Below are 23,852 nucleotides of genomic sequence, written 5' to 3' on the forward strand. Positions count from 1 at the left end.
CACAAACCTCATGACCGACCCCATCCTCACTCTCGCCGGTATCACCAAGACCTTTCCCGGCGTGCGGGCGCTGCATAATGTGTCGCTGGAGCTTTATCCTGGTGAAGTGACCGCGCTGATCGGCGAAAACGGGGCGGGCAAGTCGACGCTGGTCAAGATCATGACCGGGATTTATCAGCCCGATGAAGGCCAGATCACGGTATCGGGCAAGGCGCTGAGCCTGCCCACGGCGCATTCGGCATTCGAGGCGGGCGTGACGGCGATCCATCAGGAAACCGTGCTGTTTGACGAGCTGACGGTGGCCGAAAACATCTATCTCGGCCATGCCCCGCGCAACCGTTTCGGCATGATCGACTGGAAGACCATGCGCGCGGAATCGCGCAAGACGCTGGAAGCAATGGCGGCCGGGATCGATCCCGATATCAAGCTCAAGGAATTGGGCATTGCCAAAAAGCACCTGGTCGCGGTGGCGCGGGCGCTGTCCATCGATGCACAGGTCGTGATCATGGATGAGCCGACCGCGGCGCTGAGCCAGAAGGAGATCGAGGAGCTGTACGTGCTGATCGATCTGCTGAAGGAGGACGGCAAGGCGATCCTGTTCATCAGCCACAAATTCGATGAAATCTATCGCATTGCCGACCGCTTCACCGTGTTCCGCGATGGCGAGCAGGTGGGCAAGGGGCTGATCAAGGACACCGGGCAAAGCGACATCGTCAAGCTGATGGTGGGGCGCTCGGTCGATCATATTTTTCCTGAGCGCAAGGCCGAGATTGGTCCCGTGGTGCTCGAAGCCAAGGGGCTGAGCCACCCCACCGAATTCGCCGATATTTCCTTTGCCGTGCGCAAGGGGGAAATCCTGGGCTTTTACGGGCTGGTGGGCGCGGGGCGCAGTGAGGTGATGCAGGCGGTATTCGGCATGACGCGGCCTTCGCATGGCGAACTGGTGCTCGATGGCGCGGTGATCAATCCGAAATCGCCGGCCGACGCGGTGGAGGCGGGCATTGTTTATGTGCCCGAGGAGCGCGGCAAGCAGGGCGTGATTACGGGCGAACCGATTTTCATGAATGTGTCGCTACCCTCGCTGCAAAAGACCTCGAAATCGGGTTTTTTGCGCATGGCCGAGGAATTCAAGCTGGCGCGGACCTATACCGAGCGGCTGGACCTGCGGGCGTCCTCGCTGAGCCAGAATGTGTCGACCCTGTCGGGCGGCAATCAGCAGAAGGTGGTGATCGCCAAATGGCTGGCCACGCTCCCCAAGGTGATCATTCTGGATGAACCCACCAAGGGCATCGATATCGGCTCCAAGGCTGCGGTGCATGGCTTTATGGCGGAACTAGTGGCGCAGGGGCTGAGCGTGATCATGGTGTCCTCGGAACTGCCCGAAGTGATGGGCATGAGCGACCGGATCGTGGTGATGCGCGAAGGGCGGATCGTGGACACATTGGACAATAAGGGGCTGGCCCCCGAAACGCTGGTGCGCCTGGCCGCCGGTATCGCCGAGGAAGCCGCAGCATGAAGTCGCTCGCCAAACACCGTGAAATCTGGCTGGGCCTGGCCATTGTCGCCGTCATCATCCTGGTGACGCTGCGCTTCCCGCGCTTTTCCCAGCCGGGTAATTTGCTGACCATTTTCAACGACACATCGATCCTGATGATGCTGGCGCTGGGGCAGATGGCGGTGATCCTGACCCGCTCGATCGATCTCAGCATGGCGGCCAATCTGGCGCTGACCGGGATGATCGCGGCCATGCTCAATGCGGCCTATCCCGCCATTCCCATTCCGCTGATCATGGCGCTTTGCGTGGTGATCGGGGGCCTGTTGGGCGCGTTCAATGGCGTACTGGTCTGGAAGCTCAATATTCCGCCAATCGTGGTGACGTTGGGCACACTGACCATTTTCCGCGGGCTGGTGTTTGTGATTTCGGGCGGTGCCTGGGTCAATGCGGCGCAGATGAGTCCCGATTTTATTGGGCTGCAGCGCGCCGTATTGCTGGGGCTGCCGGTACTCAGCTGGATCGCCATCGTCGTCGCCATCCTGTTTTTCCTGCTGATGACGCGCACGCCTTTGGGCCGGGCGCTCTATGCCATCGGGGTCAATCCGACGGCCGCGGTCTATACCGGCATCAATGTCGGGTTGACCAAATTCATGGCCTTCGTGCTGGCAGGCGCCGTCTCGGGCCTATGCGGCTATCTCTGGATTTCGCGCTATGTGATCGCCTCGGTGGAAGTGGCGAGCGGGTATGAGCTAACCATTGTGGCGGCCTGCGTGATCGGCGGGATTTCGATCGCCGGCGGCATCGGCACGGTGGCCGGGGCGCTGCTGGGGGCACTGTTCCTGGGCGTGATCAACAATGCCCTGCCGGTGATCAACATCTCCCCATTCTGGCAGATGGCGATTTCCGGCACGGCGATCCTTTTGGCGGTGATCCTCAATGCGCGAGGCGAACGGCGCAAGGGGCGCGTGATTTTGAAATCGGCGGAGGCCGCCCATGTCTGACGTAACAACCGGGCGCCAATTGCCCAACCGGCTCGATAATCCGCTGAAGTCGACACTGTTGAGCTGGGAGAGCCTGCTGGTTCTCGTGGCCGTGGTGATCTTTGTCTTCAATTCCTACTCGTCGCCCTACTTCCTCAATGAGTGGAGCCTGAGCGACATGACGTTCAACTTCACCGAGAAGGCGCTGATCGCGCTGGCCATGGCGCTGCTGATCATCTCGGGGGAGATCGATCTGTCGGTGGCCGCGATCATCGCGCTGGCCTCCACCATGATGGGGCTGGCGCTGCAATATGGCGCCGATACGCCCGTGCTGGTGGCGGTGGGTGTGGGCGTGGGATTGCTGTGCGGGGCGTTTAACGGCTTTCTGGTGACGGGGCTGAAACTGCCCTCCATCGTGGTCACCATCGGCACGATGAGCCTGTTCCGCGGCATTGCCTTCATCGTGCTGGGCGACAAGAGCTTTGGCAATTATCCGGCCAGCTTTGGCTGGTTCGGGCAGGGCTATGTGTGGTGGGTGATCTCGTTCGAACTGGTGCTGTTCCTCGTGTTTGCGGCGGTCTATTTCGTGCTGCTGCACCGCACCAATTTCGGCCGAAGGGTGTTTGCCATCGGCAATAATGATGTCGCCGCGCAATTTTCCGGCGTGCGGGTGGATCGCATCAAGTTCATCCTGTTTTGCCTGACCGGGCTGATGAGCGGCATTGCAGCGGTGCTGCTGACGGCGCGGCTGGGCTCCACCCGGCCATCGATCGCCGAGGGTTTCGAGCTTGAGGCCATCACCATGGTGGTGCTGGGCGGGGTGTCGATCCTGGGCGGCGCGGGCTCGATTGTCGGCGTGGTGCTGGCAGCGCTGATCATGGGGCTGGTGACCTTCGGGCTCGGATTGCTCAATGTGCCCGGTATCGTCATGTCGATCTTTATCGGCGGGCTGCTGATCACGGTGATCGCGCTGCCGATCCTGTTCAGAATGTGGAGGCAGCGCGCATGATTGCGGATGGCGGCTATGAAAAGCATGCGTTCAAGATGCTTTTGAATCCCGGCATGGCGGAGGAATACAAGAAACGCCATGACGAGATTTTCCCCGAACTGGTCGAGCTGCTGCATGAGGCCGGGGTGAAGGACTATTCGATCCATCTGGACGAAGAGACCAATATCCTGTTCGGCGTGCTGTGGCGGCGGGTGGACCATACGATGGGTGAGCTGCCGGGCACGGCGGTGATGCAGCGCTGGTGGGCGCATATGGCCGATGTAATGGCGACCAATGAGAAGAATGAGCCGGTGTCGGTGGATCTGGTGCCGATGTTCTGGATGAAGTAGGGCCGGGCGATGCCTTCCTTCTCCCCTTGAGGGAGAAGGTGCCCCGAAGGGGCGGATGAGAGGTCTCTTTCTGCGCTTCTGGCATGGGCAGGCTTGCGCCATTCGAGCATAGCTCTCATGGCCTTCTCCCCTCAAATCGCTCCACTGGAGCGATTTGCCCTACGGGACGGATCGAAGCCCCTCACCCTGTCATTTCTGCTGAACGCAGAAATGACGTCCCTCTCCCTCAAGGGGCGAGGGAGGTTCAGTGCCTTCCCTAGTGTTTCGCCAAATAGGCCGCCAGGCGCTCCAGCCGTTCAGCCCAGAGGCGTTTGCGGGCTTCCAGCAATTGTATCAAATAACGGGCCATGAGGTCACTCCAGTTAAGTGATCACTTTAGTATTGGCGTTGCGGCGCCGCAATGCTTAACGCTTCACTTAACGGTGTGGCGTCACGTCCGGGCATCGGCTTGCCATCTGGGCAGGCCCGGATCATGTTGGGCGCATGAACGAACTGGCAATGAGCATAAGCGGCCTTCCCATTACCCTCAGCGGCAAGCCGATGAGCTTTGCCGATATTGCCCGGATCGGGGCGCGCAAGGCGCGGCTGGTGGCTGATCCAGATGCCATGGCACGGGTGGCGGTGGCGCGCGAAATGGTCGAGCAGGCCATTGCGGCGGGGCAGCCGGTTTATGGCTCCACCACGGGCGTGGGGGCGATGAAGGATGTCGAATGGACGCCTGATCAGCTCGACGCCTTTAATCTGGGGCTGGTACGGGCCCATCACTTCGGCACGGGCGAGGCCTTTTCCAATCAGATCGTGCGCACCGCCATGGCCATTCGCGTCAATATGGCACTGACCGGACGGGTCGGCTGCACCACCGACCTGGTGGAGGCGTATCTGGCGCTGCTTTCGGCCGATGTGGTGCCGGTGGTGCGGCGCACCGGATCGATAGGCTGCGCCGATATTGGGCTGATGGGGCAGATCGGGGCAGTGCTGACCGGGGCGGGTGAGGCCACATTCGATGGCCATCGCCAGCCGGCGGAAACGGCGCTGAGTGCAGCGGGGCTTAAGCCCTTCCGGCTGGCGCCGCGGGATAGCCTGGCGTCGATTTCGACCAATGCGGTGGGCTATGCCGCAGCTGCCGCCGCTATCCGCGACGCTGCCGCCGCAGTGCGCGTGATGCTGGCGACAGGGCTGACCACGGCGGGGGCGCTGGGCGCCTCGCGCGACCCGTGGAAAGCGGTGGCCCATGTCGGCACCGAGCGCGAGGCGGGCATCGGGGCCTGGCTCTATTTCAACGCCAAGGGCTGGGACTGGCCCGACGCCACCCATATTCAGGACCCGCTCAGCCTGCGCATGATGAGCCAGGTATTTGCCACGGGTTATGAAACGCTGGTGGCCGCCGGGAAGATCCTGCTGGCCGCGACCGGCCGCACCGACGACAATCCGGTGGTGGCGGGCGGACAGGTGCTGACTTCGGGGGGCTCGCTGCCGCTCGATGTCACCGTGTTCCTGCAGACCGCGCAATTGGGACTGGCCCACATTGCGCGCAATTCATTCAATCGCTGCGTGCTGCTCGGCAATGGCGGGCGGCGCGGATTGCCGGTCAATCTGGTGGCGCCCGGCGCCATTGCTACTGGCTTTGGGCCGATCATCAAGCTGGCGGGGGAATTGTTTGCCCGCGTGCTGACCATGACCAATCCCATCTCGGCCAATTCCATGGTGGTGGCCGGGGGCCTTGAGGATGAGGCCGCGTTCCTGCCGCTGGTGGTCGAGCGGTTCGAGCGGCAGGTGCTGGCCTTGCGGCGGCTGGCGGCGCTCGAAGCTATGCTCGCGGCGCAGGCCATGGACTTGTCAGGCGACAATCCAGGCAATGTTCCGGGCATTATCTATTCGCTCGTGCGCCAGCATGCTGACACATACTGGCAGGATCGGCCGCTATCGGCCGAGGTCGAGGCCGTCGAAGATGCCTTGGCCTCCGACGAGTTGATGAACGAACTAATTTCTCACTCGGCGATTATGGAGTTGGACGAGTTTTTCGCGCTGGGCCCGGTTGCTTAGCATCTGCGGCCTCGCCCAATTCTGACAACAGGTTAGGTTAGGGACAGCCGGGTCCAACGCCCGGGGAAAATGGAGAAACCAATGCGCCTCAAATCCACGCTTTTCAGCGCCGCCGCTGCACTCGCCATTTCGGTGACCGCAGCCAATGCCCAGGTCGTCGTTTCCTCCAAGATCGACACCGAAGGCGGGGTGCTTGGCAACATCATCAAGCAGGTGCTTGAAGCCAATGACATTCCGGTCACCGACCGCATCCAGCTCGGCGGCACGCCCATCGTACGCGAGGCGATCACCGCCGGGGAAATCGACATCTATCCCGAATATACCGGTAATGCGGCCTTCTTCTTCGACAAGGCCGATGACCCGCTCTGGAACAATGCCGAAAGCGCCTATGCCGAGGCCGCCAAGCTCGATTACGACGCCAACAAGATCGTCTGGCTGACACCCTCGCCGGCCAACAATACCTGGGCTGTTGCCCTGCGCGCCGATGTGGCCGACGCCAATAATCTGGTGACATTCAGCGAATTCGGCGCTTGGGTTGCGGGCGGCGGCGAGGTCAAGCTGGCGGCATCGGCCGAGTTCGTGAATTCGCCGGCGGCTCTGCCGAAATTCCAGGAAGTCTATGGCTTCACGCTCACACCCGATCAGTTGGTGACGCTGTCGGGGGGCGATACGGCGGCGACCATTGCCGCGGCGGCCCAGCAGACCAATGGCGTCAATGCCGCCATGGTCTATGGCACGGATGGCGGCATCGCGCCCTCGGGTCTCAAAGTGCTTGAGGACGACAAGGGCGTGCAGCCGGTTTACCAGCCCGCCCCGATCATCCGCGAGGCTGTGCTGACCGAATATCCGCAGATCGAAGAGCTGCTCAAGCCGGTGTTTGCCGGGCTGACGCTCGAAGTGCTGCAGGACCTTAATGGCCGCGTGCAGGTGGGCGGCGAAGCGGCTTCGGGCGTGGCGACGGATTACCTGACCTCGGGTGGTTTTCTCGACTGACGGGGTGGGGGCTCGCATGCCCACTCTAGTGAGCCCCGATCTGCTTTCCTCCCCCTTGAGGGGCGGGATTGAGGGTTGGGGGTGCTGAACCCTCCAACGGCATCGAGCATGTTGGAACCGCAGCACCCCCACCCTAGCCCTCCCCTCAAGGGGGAGGGGATTGCATCGTGGCTTTCCGACTATCGCAAGCCCCTCCACATCGCGCAGAGTTGGAGCCAGCATGAGCATCGCCGCAACATCCTCGATAGCGAGCCGCCCCGCCTGGCTGGCGCTCGACAAGCTGGGCGTGCTGATTGCGTTGATCGCGGTGGCGGGGGCGGCTTTGCCGTTTGCCTTGTTCCGGGCCAATCGCATCGTGCTGGGTGAGCCGCGTTCACTGCTCGATGCCCTGCCGGCACTGCCATCTGGTGTGCTGATTTTTGCTCTATTGGCCGGTTTCATCGCTGCGCTGTTGCGCTTTCCGGCATTGGTCAAGTTGATCGCCGGATTTGCCGTGCTCGGCGTGCTGGCCGTTTTGATCGGTTGGTCGGGCAGCTATCTGACGCCGCCGGATAATACCTTTGCGCGGGTGTCGCCGGGGGCCGGGTTCTGGCTGCTGGCCTTTGCCTTTGCGCTGATGGTGGCCGATGCGCTGACGCGGCTGCGATTTGCACCATGGGTGCGGCTGACCATCCTGCTGGTGGTGGCGCTGGCGATTGGGGCACTGCTGCGGAGCGGGGCTTGGAATGATCTCTCCATGCTCAAGGAATATGCCACCCGCGCGCCGGCCTTCTGGGCCGAGGCGCGCACGCATCTGGCGCTGGCTTTTGGATCGGTGGCGATTGCCACCATCGTGGGCGTGCCGGTCGGCATTCTTTGCTACAAGGTCAAGCCGCTGCGCGCGGCAGTGCTCAATGTGCTCAATATTGTACAGACCATTCCATCCATTGCCCTGTTCGGCCTGCTGATCGCGCCTTTAGCCTGGGTGGCGGCCAATATTCCGGGGGCGTCGGCCATCGGCATTTCGGGCATTGGCGTGGCGCCGGCCATGGTGGCACTGTTCGCCTATTCGCTGCTGCCCATTGTCTCCAACACCGTAGTGGGCCTGCAAAGCGTGTCGCCTGCGGCGGTCGATGCGGCCAAGGGCATGGGGATGACCGCCTCGCAGCGCATGTTTGCGGTGGAATTGCCGCTGGCTTTTCCGGTGATCCTGACCGGCATTCGCATCGTGCTGGTGCAGAATATAGGGCTGGCCACCATTGCCGCGCTGATCGGGGGCGGGGGCTTTGGCGTCTTTGTGTTCCAGGGGATTGGACAGACGGCGATGGACCTGGTGCTGCTGGGAGCGGTGCCCACGGTGGCGCTGGCTTTTGCGGCGGCAGTGGTGCTCGACGCCCTGGTGGAAATGACGAGCCGTGGGGGTGGACGATGATCGCGACCCAAACCGTTATGTCCACTTGTGCTGTGCCTGCGGTTCTTTCTCCCCTGAGGGGCGAGGTGAGAAGAGGCCCGGATGGGGAGAACAGTTAGATGATCGAAATCGACGATATCACCAAGGTCTATGGCGAAACGGCGGTGGTCGATCGGGTCACCATGACCGTGGAGCCGCGCAGTATCTGCGTCATCGTGGGCACGTCCGGCTCGGGCAAGACCACGCTGATGCGGATGATCAACAAGCTGGTGACGCCAACCTCGGGGTCGATCCGCATCGATGGCGAGGATATCGGCACTGTGCCGGCCTATGAGCTGCGGCGGCGGATTGGCTATGCCATTCAGGGGCATGGGCTGTTTCCGCACCGTACAGTGGGGCAGAACGTCGCGACCGTGCCCAAGCTGCTCGGCTGGGACAAAAAGAAAACCGCGGCGCGGGTCGATGAATTGCTGAGCCTGTTCCAGCTCGATCCGGCCCAGTTTCGCGACCGGCTGCCCAATGAGCTTTCGGGCGGGCAGCAGCAGCGCGTGGGCGTGGCGCGGGCGCTGGCGGCCGAGCCCAATATCCTGCTGATGGACGAGCCCTATGGTGCGCTCGACCCGGTGATCCGCGCCAAGGCGCAGGAAGATTTGCTGGCCATCCAGCGCAAGTTTGGCACCACCATCGTGCTGGTGACCCATGACATGGAAGAGGCGATCCATCTGGGTGACAAGATAGCGGTGATGGACAGCGGCAAGCTGCTGCAATTTGCCAGGCCTGCCGAAATCATCGCCAATCCGGCGACGCCCTTCGTGGCCGAATTGATCGGCACCAGCGAGCGGCCATTCCGGCTGCTGTCGCTGGCCAAGGTGGCCGATCATATCGAGGCGGGGGAGGCGGCCGGCGAGCCGGTGGACGCCGGGGCCTCGCTGCGCGATGCCTATGCCGAATTGCTGTGGTCGGGCCGGCCCTCTCTTCCGGTGCGGCGGGATGGGCAGATTGTGGGGCAGGTGACGCTTGGCGCCCTCTCGAAGCTGGCGGCGCGACCGCAATGAAGACCGGGCTGCTGATCAGGCTTGTTGCGCTGCTGGTGCTGGTCCTGTTCCTCGTCCGGCCCGAGACCTTTGCCGGGTTTTTCGGGCTGTTCACCAAGAACAACCAGCCGGCCATCTACAATCAGGGCGGCCTGCTCGACCTGACGCTGAACCACCTCGCCATCGTGGCGGCGGCGACGCTAGCCTCGACCATTGTGGCGGTGGGGCTGGCAATCGTGGTGACGCGGCCGTTTGGCGCGGAGTTTTTGCCGCTGTCGCGTTCGCTCGCCAATATCGGGCAGACCTTTCCGCCGGTCGCCGTGCTGGCGCTGGCCGTGCCCTTGCTGGGCTTTGGCACTGCACCGACGCTGGTGGCGTTGTTTCTTTATGGATTGCTGCCGATTTTCGAGAATACGCTGACCGGGCTGACCAATCTGCCGCCGGCGGTGACCGATGCGGCCAAGGGCGTGGGCATGACCGGCTGGCAGCGGCTGATCAAGATCGAACTGCCGCTGGCGCTGCCGGTGATCCTGGCGGGAATCCGGCTATCGACGGTGATTTCGCTGGCGACCGCGACCATCGGCTCGACCGTGGCGGCGCGCACGCTGGGCGAGGTGATCATTGCGGGGCTGCTGTCGAACAATACCGCCTTTGTGTTGCAGGGCGGACTGATCGTGGGCGTGCTGGCGGTGTTGATCTATGACGCGCTCTCGGCGTTGGAGCGGCTGCTGATGGCGCGGACGGGGCAATTGGGGAGGGCGGCGGCGTGAGCTTTTTTGCCTCAACCAACTAACGCGTTTTTTGAAGGCGTAGCAAAAATGTCCGATTTCGATCTCGTTCTGTCCGGCACGGTCGTGCTGCCCACCACCATCATCGAGAATGGCTATGTGGCGGTGCGCGATGGGAAAATCGTGCATGTGGGAGAGGGTGTGGCGCCATCGGCGCATGAGCGGCATGAGCTGGGCAAGGCGCTGATCCTGCCGGGGGCGATCGACGCACAGACCCATTCCCTGAGCCAGAAGGACCAGGAAGATTTCATCTGGTCGACGCGTTCGGCGGCGGCGGGCGGGGTGACCACCATTGTCGACATGCCCTATGACGAGGGCAATCTGGTCAGTTCGGCCGAGGCGGTGCGCAGCAAGGTGGCGCATGCCAGCCCACAGGCGCGGGTGGATTTTGCGCTCTATGGCACGATCAGGCCGGAAGAGGGCACCAGCCGGATTGCCGAGCAGGTCGAGGCGGGGGTGGCCGCGTTCAAGTTTTCGACTTTTGGCACTGACCCGGTGCGGTTTCCGCGCATTCCGCCCGCATTGCTCGAAGAATGCTTTGCTGTCATCGCGCCGACCGGGCTGACGGCGGGTGTGCATAATGAGGATGACGAGGCGGTGCGCGCGGCCATGGCCAAGGTCAAGGCGCTGGGCATTACCGATTATCGTGCCCATGGCTTGAGCCGGCCGCCGCTGACCGAATTGCTGGCCTCGCTGCAGATTTATGAGACCGGGGCGCAGACCGGATGCCCGGCGCATGTGGTGCATTGCTCGCTGGGCCGGGGCTATGAGATTGCGCGCAGTTATCGCGACCAGGGGTTCGATGCCACCATTGAGTGCTGCATTCATTACCTGACGCTGGACGAGGAGCATGACGTTGCCCGGCTGGGCGGCAAGGCCAAGATCAATCCCCCGATCCGCCCGCGGGCAGAGGTGGAAAAGCTCTGGGAGCATGTGCGGGCAGGCAATGTCACGCTGGTCTCGACCGACCATGTGAGCTGGTCGGAAAACCGCAAGACCAATCCGGACATGCTGGCCAATGCCTCGGGCGTACCGGGATTGGAAGTGATGGTGCCGCTGTTCGTCAAGGGCGCATTGAAGCGCGATATTTCACTGACCTGGGTGGCGAAGTTGATGGCGGAGAACCCGGCGCGGCATTTCCGGCTGGGCAGCAAGGGCGCGCTGAGCGCGGGCAAGGATGCCGATATCGCGGTGCTGTTTGACCGGCCCAAGATTTATGATGCGGCCGAGAGCGGGCACAATGTGGTGGGCTGGTCGCCGTATAATGGCATCGAGCTGCCGTGGACGGTGGGGCTGACCTATCTGCGCGGGCGGCAGGTGTTTGATGGGGTGACGGTGGCTGAGCCTGGGGTCGGACGGTTTGTGCGGCCGGGGGTGAACTGATGGCTGCCCAGTCAGCTCAGGTTTTGGCTCCATCGTCCCCTCACCCGGCGCTGCGCGCCGACCTCTCCCCTGAGGGGCGAGGTGAGAAGGGGCATTTGCGATTACCCTTCGCAAGCGAGGGGCACTTCTCATGATCCCCAATTCCCCCATCCGTGCCGACCGGATCGCGGCCGATATCGATGCCCTTGCCGCCATCACCGAGCCCGATCGCCCTTGGACGCGGCGGGCGTTTACGCCGATGTTTCTGGAGGGGCGGGCATGGCTGGAACAGGCCATGCAGGGGGCCGGGGCGGTGAGCCAGGTCGACCATGCGGGGAACCTTGTGGGCGTGGTGCCGGGGAAACGCCCGGAACTGGGCTCGATCATGATCGGCAGCCATTCCGATACCGTGCCCGATGGCGGGCGGTTCGACGGCATTGCCGGGGTGGTGGCGGCGCTCGAAGTGGCGCGGGCGCTGCGGGACCGGGGCGTGGTACTCGATCATACGCTTGAAGTGGTGGATTTCCTGGCGGAGGAGGTCTCGGTTTTCGGCGTGTCCTGCATAGGCAGCCGGGGCATGAGCGGCACGCGGCCGGCCGAATGGCTGGCGCGCATGCATGACGGGGTGACGCTGGAGCGGACCATCGCGCAGGTGGGCGGTGTGCCACATGCGCTGGCACAGCGCGACGATATCAAGGCGTTTCTGGAACTGCATATCGAACAGGGGCCGGTGCTGCAGAACGAGCAGCTCGATGTGGGCGTGGTGACGGCGATTGCCGGGATTACGCGGATCGAGATTAGCGTTGAGGGGAGGGCTGACCATGCCGGAACGACGCCGATGTCCGCTCGCAAGGACGCACTGACCACGGCGGCCTGGATTGCGCTGGGGGTTGAGGAACTGGGCAAGGCGCTGGCGGCGGGCGATGCGCATTTTGCCGCTACGGTGGGCGAATTCGAGATGACACCCAATGCAGCCAATGTGGTGCCGGCGCGGGTGCGGATGCTGATTGATGCGCGGGCCGAATTGCGCGACGATATGGAGCGGTTCATTGATGAACTGGGCAAGGGCGTGGCGGGGATTGCCGAAAAGACCGGTGTGACCGTCGAGGCGCTGCGCATTGTGTCGGACAATCAACCGACGCCTTGCGATCCTGATCTGCTGACTGTGCTGGATGCCGCCTGCGAAAGTGCCGGCGCGCGGTATCGGCGGATGGCGTCGGGGGCGGGGCATGACACGGCGTGGATGGCGCGGATTACCAAGGCGGCGATGATTTTCGTGCCGTGCAAGGATGGCCGCAGTCATGCGCCGGACGAGTTCGCCACGACGGAAGACATCGCGCTTGGCGCCCAAGTGCTGCTGGACGCCGTGATCGCGCTCGACGCGCAATTGCAGGAGACAGGTAATGGGCCGGATTCTGACTGAAAAAGACGTCGAGGCGGCCGTAAAGGGCGGCTCTGTCTATGCGGCCGGCGGTGGCGGCTGGGCCGATCATGGCCGTATGCTGGGCTATGCGGCGGTCAGCGTCGGCAAGCCCGAACTGGTGAGCATTCACGAGCTGGATGCCAATGACTGGGTGGCGACGGCGGCGGCAATCGGCGCGCCGGCATCCACCACGCCATGGGAAATGCAGGGGGTGGATTACATCAAGGCGGTGTCCATGCTGCAGGACGCGCTGGGGGAAAAGCTCAGCGGGTTGATGATCGGACAGAATGGCAAATCCTCGACGCTGAATGGCTGGCTACCTTCGGCCGTGCTGGGCACCAAAGTGGTCGATGCGGTGGGCGATGTGCGAGCGCATCCGACCGGGGATATGGGCAGTATTGGCCTCGCCGGTTCGCCCGAGCCGATGATCCAGACGGCGGTGGGCGGCAATCGCAGCGAGAACCGCTATATCGAACTTGTAGTGAAGGGTGCGACGGCCAAGGTGTCGCCCATTTTGCGCACGGCCTCTGACATGTCGGGCGGGTTTATCGCTTCGTGCCGTAACCCGGTGCGGGCCAGCTATGTGAAAAAGCACGCGGCCTTGGGCGGCATTTCGCTGGCGCTGAAACTGGGCGAGGCGATCATCGCGGCCGAAGGCAAGGGCGGCAAAGCGGTGATCGACACCATCGCCAAGACCACTGGCGGCACTATTCTGGTCGAGGGCAAGATCATCAGAAAGGCGGTTCTCTACACCAAGGAGGCCTTCGATATCGGCGCGGTAACGCTATCGAATGGCTCGGTACTGCATGTGATGAACGAATATATGGCGGTGGATGGGCGCGACGGCGGGCGCATCGCCACTTTCCCCGATGTGATCACGACGCTCTCCCCCGAGGGCGAACCGCTCAGCGTGGGGCAATTGCAGGAAGGCATGCAGATTTTCGTGCTGCATGTGCCCAAGAAGGTCATTCCGCTCAGTTCATCCGTGCTTGACCCCACGGTCTATCCATCGGTCGAGAAGGCCATGGGGATCGAGCTGGCGCGCTATGCGCTTGACGGGGCCAAGGGCTGAGCCATGCCACGCGATCCGGGGCTTGAAGAATTGGTGCGCGAGGATTTGGGCGACCGGCCGGGCCTGAGCGAAAAGCCGATGTTTGGCGGGCTGGCCTGGTTGCTCGATGGGCACCTGCTGTGCGGCGCGCGCGATGTGGGGCTGATGGTGCGGCTGGGCAAGGACAATGATGGATGGGCGCTGGAACTGGACGATGTCGCGCCGATGATCATGTCTGGCCGGCAGATGAGCGGCTGGGTGCGGGCGGGGCTCGATAGTTGCGCGGATGATGATTTGCGGCGGCGATTGCTGGAGGCGGCAGTGACGTTTGTGCGGACGCTGCCGCCGAAATTCTGATGGCGATGGCCCATCATGCGCGGTGTCATTCCCGCGAAAGCGGGAACCTCCGTTTTGCGAGGCCCGGAACAGTAAACAGGGGTTCCCGCTTTCGCGGGAATGACACTGTGGGGGATGACAAATGGCGTGGTCCCCACGGTATTTTGAAAGCAAGTTTGAGGTCTTGAAATGCCCACACCCAATCCCCGCCATCCCAATTTCCCCATTCCCGGCGGCCCCGAACTGCGCGCCAAGGGGTGGCGGCAGGAGGCGTTGCTGCGGCTGCTCGAGAATGTGCTGAGCGTGGGGGAGAACCCCGACGAGCTGGTGGTTTATGCGGCGCTCGGCAAGGCGGCGCGCAATTGGGCGAGCCATAAGGCGATTGTCGAAACGCTGTTGCGGATGGACGAGGACCAGACGCTAATTATTCAATCGGGCAAGCCGATCGGGCTCTTGAAAACCCATGCCAAGGCGCCGCTGGTGATCATGGCCAATTGCAACATTGTGGGGCAATGGGCCAAGGCCGAGGTGTTTTATGAGCTGGAAAAGAAGGGGCTGATCTGCTGGGGCGGGCTGACGGCGGGGGGCTGGCAATATATCGGCAGCCAGGGCGTCATCCAGGGCACCTATGAGATTTTCATGCGCATTGCCGAGAACCGTTTCGGCGGCGATCTGGCCGGAAGATTCATCCTGACGGCAGGGCTGGGCGGCATGGGCGGGGCGCAGCCATTGGCCGGGCGCATGGCGGGAGCGGCCATTCTCTGCGTGGATATCGATGCCGAGCGGGCGCGGAAGCGGCAGGCGATTGGCTATCTCGAAGAGATCGCGCCGGATCTGGATACGGCGCTGGCGATGATCGACAAGGCGGTGGCGGAGAAGCGGGCGACTTCGATCGGGCTGGTCGGCAATGCGGCCGAGATTTACCCCGAAATCAACAGGCGGGGCATCGTGCCCGATATCGTGACGGATCAGACCTCGGCGCATGACCTGGTCTATGGCTATGTGCCCAAGGGCATGTCGTTGGAGGAGGTCAGGCGGCTGCGGGTGGAGGGGCCGGGGCAGCTGATGGCGGCGAGCCGGGCCTCGATTGTCGATCATGTGCGGGCCATGCTGGCGTTCCAGGCCGCGGGGTCCGAAGTGTTCGACAATGGCAATCTGGTCCGCACTCATGCCAAGGCGGGCGGGGTGGAGAATGCCTTCGATATCAAGATTTTTACCGAGGCTTACCTGCGGCCGCTATTTGCGCGGGCCATCGGGCCATTCCGCTGGATGGCGCTGTCGGGCGATCCCAAGGATATCGCCAAGATCGACGACAAGCTGCTCGCGATGTTTCCCGACAACAGAATCGTGACCAATTGGATCGCGCTGGCGCGCCAGCACGTGCCGTTCGAGGGGCTGCCGGCGCGGATTGCCTGGCTGGGACATGGCGAGCGGACGGCTTTGGCCCGGGCGGTCAATGCCATGGTGGGGGATGGCACGCTGGCGGGGCCGGTGGCGTTCAGCCGGGATCATCTCGACGCCGGGGCGATGGCGCATCCCAATATCATGACCGAGCGGATGAAGGATGGCTCCGATGCTATCGCTGATTGGCCGCTGCTCGACGCGATGCTGTTGTGCTCGTCCATGGCCGATCTGGTCGTGGTGCATTCGGGCGGCGGGGGTTACGCGGGGTATATGACCTCGGCGGGGGTGACCGTGGTGGCCGATGGCACGTCGGCCGGCGATGAGCGGCTGGAGCATGCGCTGACCAATGACACCGCGCTGGGCGTGATGCGCTATGCCGATGCGGGGTATGAGGAGAGCTTTGCCGAGATTGCGGAGAAGGGGATTGGGCATATTGCGGTGGGGTAGGCCCCCTCATCCGCCCTTCGGCACCTTCTCCCACGAGGGGAGAAGGGGGCGGTGGGTGGGGAGGGAGGCGTGCTCAAGCTCTGGCTTTTTGGGCCCAGGTGGCGATTTCGGCGGCCGCCTCAGTGGCGGACAGGCCTGTTACGTCGAGCCGCAGCAGGTTGACCTCGTCCATCCCTGCCAGGGGCTGGGCCCCAGAATGGTTTCGGCGAGCCATGTCCGCATCGCGTGGCTTTCGCTTTGCATCCCGCCCCTCGGCCTCAATGCGGCGGATGTTCTCGTCTAGATCGCAGTGAACGTGAACGACGAGCAGTGGCGGCCGCTCGTGACCAAGCCGCACGATCCGCTGCCATTCCGCGTTGCCCCAATCGCTGCTGCCGGCGAGTACTGTTGTGAGTACGACCGGGACTTCCGGTGGCAGTGCCAGGATCAGGTCATGCGCGATGGCTTCGATCCTCTCGACCGTCGCCATGAATTCTGGCGATTTGAACTCGGTAAGGGCGAAGGAGACGTTGTAGACACTGTGAATGTCGAGCAGCCGGCCGGAAATCATCGCAATGAGTTCCCGGCCGATAGTGAGCTTTCCTACGCCCGGATACCCGTTCAGGACGATGATCATGGCGTGATCGCCTCACACCTCGTTCCGCCAACTGAACTGCGGGGAATAGCCCAGCAGCCGCTTGGCCTTTTCGATGCTGAGCAAGGTGCTGTTGGTGGCGATATTGCCCTTTTGCTCCACATTGGGGAACACTTCGGCCAGGAGCGATATGTTGGAGCGGCTCATCACCGTGTCGGCATTGGCGATGATGAAGGCTTCAAAGCCGGTGAAATCGGCCTGGATGGAGCGGCGGACGGCCTGGGCGCCGTCGCGGGCGTCGATATAGCCCCATAGGTTCCATTTGCGGCTGCGCGGATCGGCGTCGAATTTGGGGAAGGCTTTGTAGTCTTCCGGATACATGACGTTGGAGAAGCGCAGGCCCACCATGCGCAGGGACGGATCCCAGCGGCAATATTGGGCGGCCATGGTTTCGTCGAGCAGCTTGCCCAGCGAATAGGCGCTTTCCGGGCGCGGGAAATATTCCTCGTCGACCGGCGCATAGGGCGGGGGATTGTCGAAGGGCAGGCCCAGCACGGTTTCGCTGGAGGCAAAGACCACGTTCTTGATGCCGGCCAGGCGGCAGGCTTCGAACACATTATAGCTGGTGGTGACGTTGTTGGCGAAGGTGCGGGCATTGGCGGCCAGGCCCGGCGCGGGAATCGCGGCCAGATGCACGACCGCGTCGAAGGGCCCCTTGCGCTCGTCTACCCCGCCCAGAATCGCGGCGGCGACTTCGCCGAAATTGGTGAGGTCGATCCGCACGGTGGGGCAGATCGGCTCGGACAGCGCCTGCTGGTCGATATTGAGCACCTCGTAGCCATGCGCCACCAGATCGCGCAGCACGGCGCGGCCTAATTTGCCGCTGCCGCCGGTTACCAGAACCTTGGTCATTGATTGCTCTCCTCTTTTGTTGCCGCCAATCTTTGTTGCCGCCAAGTCTGGCATGCCGCGCCTGCGCCGCCAAGATGAACACTTTCTGAATGGCTGACTCAGACGCGGTTCAAGCCGGTGGCGGCATAGTCCTCGACAACAAGACAATTCTGTCGAGGGACGACGAGAGATGAACAGGAATCAGGAAAAGGTTTTGGTCGCCGCACTCTGTGGCCTGGTGATCACCGCAGCGGGCGCCTTTGCCGTGCAGCCTGCCATGGCGGCCGGCTACCAGGTCGATCAATTGGCCAAGGTAAGCGGCGTGGCCCATTGGGATCAGCTCAATGTGCGCAAATGGCCCGCTTCCTATTCCCAGCAGGTCGGCGCTTTTGAGCCCGGCAGCCATGTCTGGGTGGAGCGCTGCATCAAGGCCAAGGCTGGCGCCGATTGGTGCCTGGTCGATTCCCAGGACACGCGCGGCTGGGTGAATTCGAAATTCCTCACCGTGGTCCACGACTGGGACATCTGATTTTCCAAAGTTTTCGTGCCTGCCTCCATCCCATGCTCTGTTGACTTTTCCGGTCCTGCGCTGTTCTGAGAACAGCCTGGACCGGAGTTTTTTTGATGGACGCTAATCCCATTCTTGCCGAGACCGTGCGTGGTAACTGGGTCGAGAACCGGTTCCGCGGCGCTTATGCGATCGTCGATGCCAATGGCAAAGTCATTGCCTCGGCCGGCGATATCGAGCGGGCGATCTTTCCGCGCTCGGCTATCAAATCCATGCAGGCGCTGCCGATCTTTGCGCGCCATGCCGAGAAAAAATTCCACCATAGCGAGGAAGAACTGGCGCTGGCCTGCGCGTCCCATCATGGCGAGGATGACCATGTGGCGACGGCCAGCGGGCTATTGAGCCGGATCGGGCTTTCCGTTGCTGATCTGGAATGCGGTGCACATGCACCGACCAATCCGGCAGCGCGCGATGCTTTGCGGGCCAAGGGATCTGAGCCTAGTGCGCTGCACAATAATTGCTCGGGCAAGCATTCAGGCATGCTGAGCGTGGCTTTGGCCATGGGGGTGCCGACCGCCGGCTATGTCGGGCGCGAGCATGCCGTGCAGAAGGCGGTGCGAGCGGCGGTCGAGGCGGTGATCGGGGAAGAACTGACCGAGGATAAGTGCGGCACGGATGGCTGTTCCATCCCCACTTTTGCGGCGCCGCTACGCGCTTTTGCCCATGGTTTTGCGCGCATGGCGACGGGGGAGGGGCTATCGCCCGAACTTGGCCTGGCGGCGCGGCGCCTATTCGATGCGGCGACGGCGCATCCGCATCTGGTGGCTGGGACGGGGCATGCCGATACGCTGATCATGGCGGCATTCAAGGGCCGCGTGATGCAGAAGATCGGGGCCGAAGGGGTGCAATGCGGCGCCATTCGTGACAAGGGCTGGGGCTATGCCATCAAGTGTGATGACGGCAATCCGGCGGCGTCGCAGGCCATGCTGGCGGGGCTGCTGCTGAAATTTGCCGGGCCGGATGCGGAGGAGCGCGCGGTGCTGGAGAAGTTTGCCGGACAGGTGATCAAAAGCGTGCGCGGGGCCGACGTTGGGGTGTTGCGGACGTTGGTTTAGGGGTGTTCCAACAGTTTTTGTGGTTTCATCTGATTTGTGTTGGAACCTGTCGTGCTCTTGGGTAATGTGGTTCCAACACTTAACTGTGCATATCGAGAAAACTGTTGGAACTGCCAGCACTACAGGAACTGAATAACGATCAGCGGCGTGAGCTCGTTAACACGCAACAGCGGTTCATGGCATGGCAGGATGCCAGTAAGCGATTGCTGGCAACGCGCGGGTCGATGGTTTGGCAGACCAAAAAAGGTGCCGACTATCTCATGCGCAGTTACTACGAAAAATCGGGCGCGCGGAAACAGAAAAGCCTGGGCGTTCGATCCGAGGCCACTGAAACGCTGAAGGCAGAGTTCGAGCGGGGGCGGGAAGAGGCCAAAGCAAGATTCAAGATCATTGACTCGGTCATGGACCGGCAGGCTGCGATCAATAGGGCAGTATTGCTTGGCCGTGTACCCCTGACCAGCGCCCGAATTATACGGGCTTTGGATGACGCGGGAGCGCTGGGCGCCGGTATCCGCGTAGTCGGTACCAATGCCATTTATGCCTATGAGGTGTCGGCCGGTGTCATGGTCGATGCCAGCATCACGATGACCGGGGATATTGACCTGCTATTTGACAGCCGCAGGGGCCTACGCCTTGTCGTTTCCGATGAGATATCGGAGCAATCACTGCTGCAGGTGCTGAACAATATCGACAAGAGTTTTGCACGAACCAGGCAATCCTACCGTGCCCAAAACGCTGATGGTTATCTGGTGGATCTGATCAAGCCCATGCGCAATCCGCCGTGGAAAAAGGATCGCGACAGTATCTCCGAGACGCCGGACGATCTGACGGCGTCTGAAATCGAGGGACTGGTTTGGCTCGAAAATGCGCCGTCCTTTGAGGCGATGGCCATCGATGAGCGAGGCTATCCGGTTCGAATTATCGCAGCTGACCCGCGGGTCTGGGCCATACACAAACGCTGGGTTTCCCTGCGCGTGGACCGCGACCCCATCAAAAAACGCCGTGATGCCGAACAGGCGGAAGTTATTGGGACGATTGTTGCAAAGTATCTACCGCATCTGCCGGTGCAGGCCGACGCGCTGCGTATGTTGCCCAAGGCTGTCGTGGACGACGCCATAGCCATTTTTGGTACGGCCTAGCTTCGCGGCGAATTCCCCACGCTCACATTGCCCACCGTGACATTGGCGAAACGGCCGGCATTGGTGATGAGGTCGGGTTCGACGATTTCGCGCCAGGCCATGCCGACGACGGTGTGGTCGCGGGCGTCGTAGATCATGTTGTTGGCGATGTGGACCGGGCCGGCGCCGTCGACAACACTCACAGCGATGCCGATATTGCTGGTGGACACCACATTGCCCGAAATCATCACATTGCGCAGGAAGGGACCATAGCCGGCAGAAATGGCAACGCCAGGCACGTTCTGGACGGTATTGCCGGTGACGGCGGCGTCGGCCTGGGCGGCGATGCCATAGGGGCGGGTGTCGGGATTGACCAGCGAGAGCGGGGTGATGTTGCGCACGATATTGCCGCTGCACACGGCCAATTGGCCCCCGCTATCCAGATTGGTCATGGAAATGCCGGCGGCGGCGCCATCGACGATATTGCTGGCGATGATCGAGCCGGAGAATTCGAACTCGGAGAAGATGGCAACCTCGCCCGAGTGCAGGCACATATTGCCCGAGACCTGGCTGTTATTGGTGGCGTTGAGGCGGATGGCGGAGAAGGCGCAATCGGCGATGTGATTATCCGCCACGATCACCTCGTCGGCCCGGAACACATTGATGCCATTGCCATTCTGGCCATTGCCGCCACCGCGCCAGTCCACCCTGGCGATGCGGTTGCCGGTGATGATGGAGCCATCGGCGCCAGAGGCGCTGCGCCAGATGCGGATGCCGGCATTGCCGCAATCGCTGATGGAATTGCCGGTGATCAGCAGGCCGCGGCTGTCCATGGCATGGATGGCGGCATCGGCATGGCGGGCGAAATTGCAATTGGTGACGGTGACGCCCGAATCGGTGATGCGCAGCGCGCTGGCGGGACTGTTCGCAAAGCTGCAGCGCTCGAGGGTGACGGCAAGGCTGCCGGTGATGTCGAGCAGCGCGTCGCCTTCGATTGTGCCGGCATTGCGGGCATCAAAGCCGATATGGCGCAGCACCAGGTTTGACACATTGCGGGCCTGAGCGATCCGGCCGCCATTCCAGGCCGTGAGCAGGGTTGCCCCCGGCACGCCTTCAATGCTGATCTGGCCGGGCAATTGCAGGTCGCGCACAAAAATCGCGCCGGCGGGCAGGACCAATGTAGCGCCCTGCGCGGCGGCGGCATCAAGCGCGGCCTGCATGGCCTTGCTCTGGTCATCCGGCAAAGCGGCGATGACACCGAAATCTTCGGCATTAAGAGGAGTGGCGGCGCGGGCTGCGGTGGCTGCAAGGCTCGCTATGCCGATGCCGGCCAGTGCCTGACGGCGGTTGAACAATGAAATCCCGGCCATGCGTTATCCTCCACTGAGCCCGCTCAAGGTACAGGAGGGCTCCTGCAAGCGCGAAGCGTTTCCCCAGTTATGATTATCGGCCCTTTGGCTTGTCCGCGTGCAGGGCGGGCGGCTATAAGGTTGAGCAACATGAAGGGGATGCGATATGCTGCTCGACGACAAGATTTACCTCGGCCAAAGCACGCATCCCGAATATCTGGCGCTCAAATACGGCAACCGGCATGGCCTGGTGACCGGCGCGACCGGCACCGGCAAGACGGTAACGCTGCAGGTGATGGCCGAGGGGTTTTCGGCAGCGGGCGTGCCGGTATTTGCCGCCGACATCAAGGGCGATCTCTCCGGCGTCGGCAAAATGGGCAAGGCGCAAGGCTGGCAGACCGAGCGGGCCGAACTCATCGGCTTTACCGACTTCAAGGATGATATTTTCCCGGTGATTTTCTGGGACCTGTTCGGCCGGCAGGGGCATCCGATCCGCGCCACCATTTCGGAAATGGGCGCGCTGCTGCTCAGCCGCATGCTGGAGCTGAACGACACCCAGGAAGGCGTGCTCAACATCGCCTTCAAGGTGGCTGACGATGAAGGGCTCTTGCTGCTCGATCTGAAGGATTTGCGGGCCCTGCTTGTCGATTTGCAGGAGCGGGCCAAGGAAATCTCGACGCGCTACGGCAATGTCTCGACCGCCTCGATCGGCGCCATCCAGCGCTCGCTATTGGTGCTGGAGCAGCAGGGCGCGGAAAATTTCTTCGGCGAGCGAGCGCTCGATATTGCCGATTTGATGCGCACCGACCGCGACGGGAAGGGCTTCATCTCGATCCTGGCGGCCGACGAATTGATGCGCGCGCCCCGCCTCTACGCCACGTTCCTGCTATGGATGCTGTCGGAATTGTTTGAGGAATTGCCCGAAGTGGGCGACCCGGACAAGCCCAAACTGGTGTTCTTTTTCGACGAGGCGCATCTGCTGTTTGACGACGCGCCAAAGGTGCTGGTCGACAAGGTGGAGCAGGTGGTGCGCCTGGTGCGCTCCAAGGGCGTCGGCGTTTATTTCGTGACGCAGAACCCGGTCGACATTCCCGAGACGGTGCTGGCGCAATTGTCCAATCGTGTGCAGCACGCCTTGCGCGCCTATACGCCGCGCGAGCAGAAGGCGGTGCGCGTGGCGGCCGACACGTTCCGGCCCAACCCCGATTTTTCGACGGCCGAAGTCATCACGCAATTGGGTATTGGCGAGGCGCTGGTGTCGGTGCTTGAGGCCAAGGGCGTACCCTCCATGGTGGGGCGCACGCTGATCCGGCCGCCTTCGGCGCAGGTGGGGCCGCTGCTGCCTGAGGAGCGCCGCGCGATCATCGCCAATTCGCCGGTGGCCGGGCTTTACGACACGGTGATCGACCGCGACTCTGCTTTTGAAGTGCTGGCCGCAAAGGCACGGGACAAGCAATTGGCCGAAGAGCGCCAGCAGGCCGAGGACGAGCGGGCCAAGGTGGAGCGCACCTATCAGGAGCCCAGGACCCGCCGCGCGACGACACGACAAACGCCGGCCGAGGCAGCGATGAATTCGCTGGCGCGCACCGTTGCCAATCGACTGGGGAACGCGCTGGTGCGCGGCATTCTCGGCGGCCTCAAGCGCGGCCGCTGATGATGAACGATATTGCTGCCGCGCCGGTTCTGGCGGTTTTTGCCTCGGACAAGGGGCCGGGCGATGCTGAACGCGCCAGCCTGATGAGCCAGACGGGCACCTATTTCGCCCGGCGGGGCGCGCGCATTATTTGCCTGGTCGAAAAAGGCGTCATCCCGGTGCCGCTGATCACGGCGGCCCGCGCGGCGGGCGGAACGGTGCAGTTGATTGCCGATGCCAGCATCGTCTTGCCATCGGCCTTGACCGGGGTGGCGATGGAGGTGATCGCCGAGCCGGCCGAACGCATCGGGCGGGTCGCGCAATTGGCGGATGCGCTGGTCGCGCTTCCGGGCTCGCTGGCCTCGGTATCGAACCTGTTCGGCGTATGGACGGCGGCGCGTGCGCTGGGGCGGAACTGCCCGGTGGTGATGCTCAACCGGCACAAGGCCTATGAGGTGATGCGCGGCTATGCGGCCGATGTGCTGTCGCCAGGGCTGCCGGGGCATGACCGGGTGGTGCAGTTCGCCGATTCGGTTGAGGATTTGTGGAGCCGGGTGAGCCGGCTGGTGGAGCGGTAGGG

General features: G+C 62.7%; 22 protein-coding genes. 19 read left to right on the forward strand and 3 right to left on the reverse strand.

The annotated features are described in order from the left end of the window. Positions 1–10 precede the first annotated feature (10 nt). The 14 genes from FF80_RS02715 (at position 11) to FF80_RS02780 (ending at position 16,084) form a co-directional block, all read left to right on the forward strand. Positions 11–1,516, forward strand: coding sequence for a sugar ABC transporter ATP-binding protein (locus FF80_RS02715; protein ID WP_052153100.1), 1,506 nt, complete (start codon positions 11–13; stop codon positions 1,514–1,516). Continuing rightward, the gene (locus FF80_RS02720; protein ID WP_035097352.1) at positions 1,513–2,496 is read left to right on the forward strand and encodes an ABC transporter permease; all 984 of its coding nucleotides are present in this window, start codon (positions 1,513–1,515) and stop codon (positions 2,494–2,496) included. Before FF80_RS02715 ends, FF80_RS02720 begins: the two co-directional genes overlap by 4 nt. After that, positions 2,489–3,484, forward strand: a complete 996-nt coding sequence (locus FF80_RS02725; RefSeq protein WP_035097353.1) for an ABC transporter permease — start codon at positions 2,489–2,491, stop codon at positions 3,482–3,484. Before FF80_RS02720 ends, FF80_RS02725 begins: the two co-directional genes overlap by 8 nt. Further along, entirely contained in the window at positions 3,481–3,813 is a 333-nt protein-coding gene (gene rhaM / locus FF80_RS02730; protein ID WP_035097354.1) for an L-rhamnose mutarotase, read from the forward strand. The genes FF80_RS02725 and rhaM overlap by 4 nt, the downstream gene beginning before the upstream one ends. A 483-nt stretch (positions 3,814–4,296) precedes the next feature. Continuing rightward, entirely contained in the window at positions 4,297–5,856 is a 1,560-nt protein-coding gene (locus FF80_RS02735; RefSeq protein ID WP_244445687.1) for an aromatic amino acid lyase, read from the forward strand. Between the two features lie 81 nt (positions 5,857–5,937). Further along, positions 5,938–6,849 (forward strand): ABC transporter substrate-binding protein, encoded by a 912-nt coding sequence (locus FF80_RS02740; protein ID WP_035097355.1) that lies wholly within the window; start codon positions 5,938–5,940, stop codon positions 6,847–6,849. A 220-nt stretch (positions 6,850–7,069) separates the two neighbouring features. Next, positions 7,070–8,260 (forward strand): ABC transporter permease, encoded by a 1,191-nt coding sequence (locus tag FF80_RS02745; RefSeq protein WP_052153101.1) that lies wholly within the window; start codon positions 7,070–7,072, stop codon positions 8,258–8,260. Between the two features lie 98 nt (positions 8,261–8,358). After that, positions 8,359–9,294, forward strand: coding sequence for an ABC transporter ATP-binding protein (locus FF80_RS02750; protein WP_035097356.1), 936 nt, complete (start codon positions 8,359–8,361; stop codon positions 9,292–9,294). Further along, on the forward strand, positions 9,291–10,043 hold the full coding sequence (locus tag FF80_RS02755) for an ABC transporter permease (protein ID WP_035097357.1): 753 nt from the start codon (positions 9,291–9,293) through the stop codon (positions 10,041–10,043). Before FF80_RS02750 ends, FF80_RS02755 begins: the two co-directional genes overlap by 4 nt. Positions 10,044–10,091: 48 nt before the next feature. Next, positions 10,092–11,444 carry an amidohydrolase family protein gene (locus tag FF80_RS02760; protein ID WP_035097359.1) on the forward strand — a complete coding sequence of 451 codons (1,353 nt, stop codon included), beginning with the start codon at positions 10,092–10,094 and terminating at the stop codon, positions 11,442–11,444. Between the two features lie 130 nt (positions 11,445–11,574). Further along, positions 11,575–12,846, forward strand: coding sequence for a Zn-dependent hydrolase (locus FF80_RS02765; protein ID WP_035097360.1), 1,272 nt, complete (start codon positions 11,575–11,577; stop codon positions 12,844–12,846). Then, positions 12,827–13,918, forward strand: coding sequence for a DUF917 domain-containing protein (locus FF80_RS02770; RefSeq protein WP_035097361.1), 1,092 nt, complete (start codon positions 12,827–12,829; stop codon positions 13,916–13,918). Before FF80_RS02765 ends, FF80_RS02770 begins: the two co-directional genes overlap by 20 nt. A 3-nt stretch (positions 13,919–13,921) precedes the next feature. Further along, on the forward strand, positions 13,922–14,254 hold the full coding sequence (locus FF80_RS02775; RefSeq protein ID WP_035097362.1) for a TfoX/Sxy family protein: 333 nt from the start codon (positions 13,922–13,924) through the stop codon (positions 14,252–14,254). A gap of 168 nt (positions 14,255–14,422) precedes the next feature. Further along, the gene (locus FF80_RS02780; RefSeq protein WP_035097364.1) at positions 14,423–16,084 is read left to right on the forward strand and encodes a urocanate hydratase; all 1,662 of its coding nucleotides are present in this window, start codon (positions 14,423–14,425) and stop codon (positions 16,082–16,084) included. Between the two features lie 73 nt (positions 16,085–16,157). On the opposite strand, the gene FF80_RS02785 is transcribed toward FF80_RS02780, so the two are convergent. Continuing rightward, a complete protein-coding gene (locus FF80_RS02785) occupies positions 16,158–16,700 on the reverse strand; it encodes an AAA family ATPase (protein ID WP_035097365.1) in 543 nt (180 codons plus the stop codon). Between the two features lie 12 nt (positions 16,701–16,712). Next, positions 16,713–17,570: an NAD(P)-dependent oxidoreductase gene (locus FF80_RS02790; RefSeq protein ID WP_035097367.1), complete on the reverse strand. Its 858-nt coding sequence runs from the start codon at positions 17,568–17,570 to the stop codon at positions 16,713–16,715. A 169-nt stretch (positions 17,571–17,739) separates the two neighbouring features. Here FF80_RS02790 and FF80_RS02795 point away from each other — a divergent pair, with 169 nt between their 5' ends. The 3 genes from FF80_RS02795 (at position 17,740) to FF80_RS02805 (ending at position 20,311) form a co-directional block, all read left to right on the forward strand. Then, positions 17,740–18,078 carry a hypothetical protein gene (locus FF80_RS02795; RefSeq protein ID WP_152558235.1) on the forward strand — a complete coding sequence of 113 codons (339 nt, stop codon included), beginning with the start codon at positions 17,740–17,742 and terminating at the stop codon, positions 18,076–18,078. A gap of 95 nt (positions 18,079–18,173) precedes the next feature. Then, positions 18,174–19,172 carry an asparaginase gene (locus FF80_RS02800; RefSeq protein ID WP_035097370.1) on the forward strand — a complete coding sequence of 333 codons (999 nt, stop codon included), beginning with the start codon at positions 18,174–18,176 and terminating at the stop codon, positions 19,170–19,172. Between the two features lie 104 nt (positions 19,173–19,276). Then, positions 19,277–20,311, forward strand: coding sequence for a nucleotidyltransferase domain-containing protein (locus tag FF80_RS02805; protein WP_244445688.1), 1,035 nt, complete (start codon positions 19,277–19,279; stop codon positions 20,309–20,311). Here the strand turns inward: FF80_RS02805 and FF80_RS02810 are convergent. After that, a complete protein-coding gene (locus tag FF80_RS02810; RefSeq protein ID WP_035097371.1) occupies positions 20,308–21,660 on the reverse strand; it encodes a TIGR03808 family TAT-translocated repetitive protein in 1,353 nt (450 codons plus the stop codon). The two genes, FF80_RS02805 and FF80_RS02810, sit on opposite strands and share 4 nt — an antisense overlap. A gap of 145 nt (positions 21,661–21,805) precedes the next feature. Here FF80_RS02810 and FF80_RS02815 point away from each other — a divergent pair, with 145 nt between their 5' ends. Beyond that, the gene (locus FF80_RS02815; protein WP_035097372.1) at positions 21,806–23,293 is read left to right on the forward strand and encodes a helicase HerA-like domain-containing protein; all 1,488 of its coding nucleotides are present in this window, start codon (positions 21,806–21,808) and stop codon (positions 23,291–23,293) included. Next, a complete protein-coding gene (locus FF80_RS02820; RefSeq protein WP_152558236.1) occupies positions 23,293–23,850 on the forward strand; it encodes a hypothetical protein in 558 nt (185 codons plus the stop codon). Before FF80_RS02815 ends, FF80_RS02820 begins: the two co-directional genes overlap by 1 nt. Positions 23,851–23,852 lie beyond the last annotated feature (2 nt).

The organism is Devosia sp. LC5, assembly GCF_000735585.1.
GTDB lineage: Bacteria > Pseudomonadota > Alphaproteobacteria > Rhizobiales > Devosiaceae > Devosia.